3 protein-coding genes and 1 pseudogene are annotated in these 4,984 nt (G+C 75.0%); 2 read left to right on the forward strand and 2 right to left on the reverse strand.

All coding sequences use genetic code 11. The annotated features are described in order from the left end of the window. Positions 1-393, forward strand: a pseudogene (locus tag AC1MIR_RS27520) (hypothetical protein); the annotation flags it as partial. A gap of 35 nt (positions 394-428) precedes the next feature. On the opposite strand, the gene AC1MIR_RS27525 reads toward AC1MIR_RS27520, so the two are convergent. Both AC1MIR_RS27525 and AC1MIR_RS27530 read right to left on the reverse strand, forming a co-directional pair. Continuing rightward, positions 429-2,258, reverse strand: a complete 1,830-nt coding sequence (locus tag AC1MIR_RS27525; protein WP_480031357.1) for a glycoside hydrolase family 15 protein — start codon at positions 2,256-2,258, stop codon at positions 429-431. A 6-nt stretch (positions 2,259-2,264) separates the two neighbouring features. Continuing rightward, positions 2,265-3,317, reverse strand: coding sequence for an SDR family oxidoreductase (locus tag AC1MIR_RS27530; RefSeq protein ID WP_480031358.1), 1,053 nt, complete (start codon positions 3,315-3,317; stop codon positions 2,265-2,267). Between the two features lie 337 nt (positions 3,318-3,654). Here AC1MIR_RS27530 and AC1MIR_RS27535 point away from each other — a divergent pair, with 337 nt between their 5' ends. Next, positions 3,655-4,911 carry a cation:proton antiporter gene (locus tag AC1MIR_RS27535; protein WP_480031359.1) on the forward strand — a complete coding sequence of 419 codons (1,257 nt, stop codon included), beginning with the start codon at positions 3,655-3,657 and terminating at the stop codon, positions 4,909-4,911. The last annotated feature ends 73 nt before the right edge of the window (positions 4,912-4,984 follow it).

Genomic DNA, 4,984 nt, shown 5'->3' on the forward strand with positions numbered 1-4,984 from the left:
GCGGCCGTGGGGGCGGGGGCGGGGGGCGCGGGGGGGGGGGGGGGGGGGGGGGGGGGGGGGGGGGGGGGGGGGGGGGGGGGCGCCGGCGCCCCCGCCGCCGCCGTCGCGGCCGCCGACGGGCTGGTCAACTGCACGCCCGTCGGCATGGCGAAGCTGCCCGGACTGCCGCTGCCTGCGGCGCTGCTCCGCCCGGCGCTCTGGGTCGCCGAGATCGTCTATTTCCCGCTGGAGACCGAACTTCTGCGCGTCGCGCGGCAACTCGGCTGCCGCACGCTCGATGGCAGCGGCATGGCCGTGTTCCAGGCCGCGGGCGCCTTCCGGCTGTTCACCGGGCTGGAGCCGGATGCCGGCCGGATGCTCGACCACTTCAAGGCGATGATCGGCAAGGCATGACCGGGCCGCGGGCCGGCCTGCCAGCCTCGCGCGGCTCAGTCGCGCCGCCTGGCGGCGGGATCGGCCTGCGCCGGAGCGCCATGGCGCTGCATCGCGGCGCCGTCGCAGAGCGCATAGGCCGTGTTCACCAGCGCGGTGTGGGAGAAGGCCTGCGGGAAATTGCCCAGGAGCCGCCGGGAGGCCGGGTCGCATTCCTCGGACAGCAGCCCGAGGCCGTTGCGGAGCGCCAGCAGGCGCTCGAACAGCGCCTCGGCTTCCTCCTGCCGGCCGGTCATCGCATAGGCATCCGCCAGCCAGAAGCTGCAGGCAAGGAAGGCACCTTCCGGGCCTGAAAGACCGTCCGGCGCGCTGTCGGGCCGGTAGCGGCGCACCAGGCCGTCCTGCAGCAGGTCCTGCTCGACCGCGGCGATGGTGCCGCGGATGCGCGGATCCGTGGCCGGCAGGAAGCCCACGGCAGGCAGCAGCAGCAGGCTCGCATCCACCTCGCGGGAGCCGTAGGAGCGCACGAAGCTGCCGCGATCGGGGTCGTAGCCGTTGCGGCAGACGTCGGCATGGATGCGCCGCCGCAGCCCGCGCCAGCGCTCCAGCGGCCCTTCCAGGCCAAAGGCCTCGACGTTGCGCACCGCGCGGTCCAGCGCGGCCCAGGCCATCACCTTCGAATAGGTGAAATGCCGCGGGGCGCTGCGCACCTCCCAGATGCCGCAATCGGGCTGCTGCCAGACCGCCTCGAGATGCTCGGTGAGGGCGCGCTGCAGCGCCCAGGCCTCGCCGGGGATGCGCATGCCCTGCCGGTGCGCCTGGTGCAGCACGTCCGCGATCTCGCCGAAGACATCGAGCTGGAGCTGCTCGTGGGCCGCATTGCCGACGCGCACGGGCCGTGAATTCGCATAGCCCGGCAGCCAGTCGAGCGTCCATTCGCGCAGCCGCTTCTCGCCCGCCAGCCCGTACATCACCTGGATCTGCGACGGGCTGCCCATGGCGGCGCGCAGCAGCCAGCCGCGCCAGGCGGCCGCCTCCTCCCGGTAGCCGGCGCGCAGCAGCGCCAGGAGGGTCAGCGTCGCGTCGCGCAGCCAGCAGATGCGGTAGTCCCAGTTGCGCTCGCCGCCCAGGCGCTCGGGCAAGGAGGTGGTCGCGGCGGCGACGATGCCCCCGGTCGGCCGGTAGGTGAGCGCGCGCAGCGTGATGACGGAGCGCCGGACGGCTTCCGTCCAGCGCCCCGCCGGGCGGCAGCAGCCGGACCAGTCGCGCCATCTGCGCAGGGTCTCGTCCAGCGCGCGCTCCGCGTCCACCGGCTCCGGATCCGGCGCGTGGGAGGCGACGTGGCTGAGCACGAAGGGAACGCGCTCGCCCGGCGCGACGCTGAACTCCGCGACGGTGCGCAGCCCCTCGCCGCGCAGCGGCACCGGCGTGCGCAGCACGACCTTGTCGGGTCCGGTCACGGCGCGCAGCCCGCCGCCCTGCGGCAGCCGCGTCACCCATGGCACGGCGGCGCCGTAGCCGAAGCGCAGCACCAGCTCCATGCGGAAGCGGACGCGGCCTCGCAGGCCGGTCACGATCCGGACGATGTCGGAAGCCTTCCTGCGCTCCGGCATGAAGTCCGTGAGCGTCGCGCGGGCGCCATCGGCGGTGCGGAACTCGGTCTCGATGACCAGGGAGCCGTCGCGGTAGCGCCAGCCCGTCCCGACCGGCGGATCGGCCGGTGCGATCAGCCAGCGTCCATGCTCGGGCGTGCCGAGCAGCGCGGCGAAGCAGGCCTCGCTGTCGAAGCGCGGCCAGCAGAGCCAGTCGATCGAGCCGTCGCGGCCGATGAGCGCCGCGGTCTCGCGGTCGCCGATCAGGCCGTACTCCTCGATGCGGCAGGCCATGGCGGATCAGGGTTCCGCGCGGAACCGGCGGGGTGCCCCGCGCCCGCCGCGGCGCGCCCGGCCGAGCAGGTAGGCGCCAGCGACCAGCGAGGCGCCGGCGAGTGCGAGGCCGCCGCGCAGCAGCGCCGGATCCGCCGCATGAAGCCGCCGCTTCGCCCGGTCGTCGAAGCGCCCATGGGCGCCATGGTCGGTCGGCGCCGGCGCAAGCAGCGTGTCGGGCTCGCCCGGCAGGACCGGGACGCGCGAGATCTGCCCCTCATACGCGGCCCGGGCGAGCCAGCGGTCCGCCAGGCCCGGGGCGAGCATCGAGGCCAGGATCGCCAGCACGGCCGGCACGCCGAGCCAGCGCTCGCGCGCCGGATGCTCGGCGGCCCGCACCACCTCGGCCGCGATCGCCTCGGGCTGGTAGCAGCTGCCGAGGGGCTGGTGGCGGTGGCCGAGATGCATGTGCGACCAGTCGAATTGCGGCGTGTTGACGCCAGGCAACTGCAGCATGACGAGCCGGATGCGGCTGCGGTCGTGGATCAGCTCCGTCCGCAGGGAATCGGTGAAGCCGCGGATCGCGAACTTGGCCGCGCAATAGGCCGATTGCAGCGGGATCGCGCGGTAGGCGAGCGCGGAGCCGATCTGCACGATGGCGCCGCGGTCGCGACGGCGCATGTGGCGCAGCGCCGCGAGCGTGCCGTGCACGGTGCCGAGATAGGTCACCTCGGTCACGCGCCGGTATTCGGCGGGCGTGATGCTCTCCACCGGGCCGACCACCGTCTCCATCGCATCGTTCACCCAGACATCGAGGCGGCCCCAATGGGCCATGACCCGGTCGGCCGCCGCGAACACCGCCTCGGCATCGGCGACATCGGTGGGCAGCACCAGCGCCTCGGCGCCCGCCGCCTCGACATCGCGGCGCGCGCCCGCAAGTCCCGCCTCGCCCCGCGCGAGCAGGGCGACGCGGTAGCCGCGGCGGGCGAAGGCGATCGCCGAGGCGCGCCCGACGCCGGCCGAGGCGCCCGTCACAATGGCGACAGGCGCGGCTGCGGGAAGGGGTGTCCGGTCGCTCATCGGGCCGCGTCTCCGCTGCACGCCGGCAGTTGGCCGGCGCGCGGCCGGCTTGCCGGGTCTGCTGCGGTCCTCAACGCCCCACCGCGCCATGCGTTCCGGACTGCATGGCTGCCGAGAGCAGGGCGCAGGCCGGGCGCCCGCCGGCAGGCTCCGGCCGGTTCGCCGACCGCCTCCGCCAACCGCGTCCGCCAGGCGAAGCCCGAAGCCGGAAACGCCCGGCGTCCCGGCACGTTCATACCCTGTCGCCGGAGGGCCCGCCCCGTTGAACGCCGCCACGCCCACGCCCACGCCGCTGCCGCGCCCGCGCGCCTGCGCCTGGCCGCGGTGACGGCAGAGCGTGCTGTCACTCCTCGACGTCGCGGCGCTGCTCCTGGTGCTCTCGGCCGTCTTCGGCTGGTTGAACCTGCGCTTCCTCGGCCTGCCGGGCTCGATCGGCCTGCTCGCGATGGGGTTGGTCGCCTCGCTGCTGCTGATCGCGCTCGACCTGCTCGTGCCGGAGGAGCCGCTGCACCGCGACCTGATCGCGGCGGTTGGCGCCGTCAATTTCGAGAGCGCGGTGCTGGACGGGTTGCTCGCCTTCCTGCTGTTCGCGGGCGCGCTCCACCTCGACATCGGCAAGCTGCGCGGGCGTGCCTTGCCAATCGCGCTGATGGCCACCGGCGGCTCGCTGCTGTCCACCGCGGTGATCGGGATCGGCCTCTGGCTCCTCGCCGCACCGCTCGGCCATCCGCTGCCATTGCCATGGGCGCTGGTGTTCGGCGCGCTGATCAGCCCGACCGATCCGGTCGCGGTGCTCGGCACGCTCAAGGCGGTGCAGGTGCCTGCCTCGATCGAGACCGACATGTCGGGCGAGTCGCTGTTCAACGACGGGGTCGGCGTCGTGCTCTTCGCGCTGCTCGTCACGCTCGCGCAGGGCGGCGAGGCGGGGCCGGCGCAGGCGGGCGAGCTCTTCCTGCGCGAGGCGGTGGGCGGCGCCGTGCTTGGCGCGCTGACCGGCTGGGTCGCCTACCGGATGACGCGCGCGGTGGACGAGTACGCACTCGAGGTGATGATCTCGCTCGCCCTGGCGACCGGCACCTATGCGCTGGCGCAGTCGCTGCATGCCAGCGGCCCCATCGCCGTGGTGGTGGCCGGCATCCTGCTCGGCAATCGCGGGGCGCGGCGCGGCATGAGCGCGCGCACCAGGCGCTATGTCTTCGGCTTCTGGGACGTGCTGGACCAGGGGCTGAACGCGGTGCTGTTCCTGCTGATCGGGCTCGAGGTGCTGCTGCTGCGCTTCGACGCCGCCTTCGCGCCGCTCGCCATCGCGGCGGTGCCGCTCGCGCTCGCCGGCCGCTTCGCCGCCGTGGGCGGGGCGGTGGCCGTGCTCGGCCGCGTCCTGCCCTTCGCGCCGGGCACCGTCGCCATCCTGACCTGGGGTGGGCTGCGCGGCGGGATCTCGGTGGCGCTGGCGCTCTCGCTCCCCGACATCCCGGAGAAGCCGGCGCTGCTGGCCGCGACCTACGCCGTCGCGGTGTTCAGCATCCTCGTGCAGGGCTCGACGCTGGCCGGCGTGGTGCGCCGGGCGAAGGCGCGCGCGGCCCCGGCGGCGTGAGGGCGGCGGCCTGCGGGCGGCGGGGGGCGGGCGCCGCGCACCCCCGCGCGGGCGGCGCGCCGCGCCGCGCCCC

The organism is Falsiroseomonas sp. RANM36, assembly GCF_056682175.1.

Excerpts from the sequence above, each read along its gene's own strand:
- AC1MIR_RS27530 (WP_480031358.1), bottom strand. The coding sequence starts at position 3,317 with ATGAGCGACCGGACACCCCTTCCCGCAGCCGCGCCTGTCGCCATTGTG.
- AC1MIR_RS27525 (WP_480031357.1), bottom strand. The coding sequence starts at position 2,258 with ATGGCCTGCCGCATCGAGGAGTACGGCCTGATCGGCGACCGCGAGACC.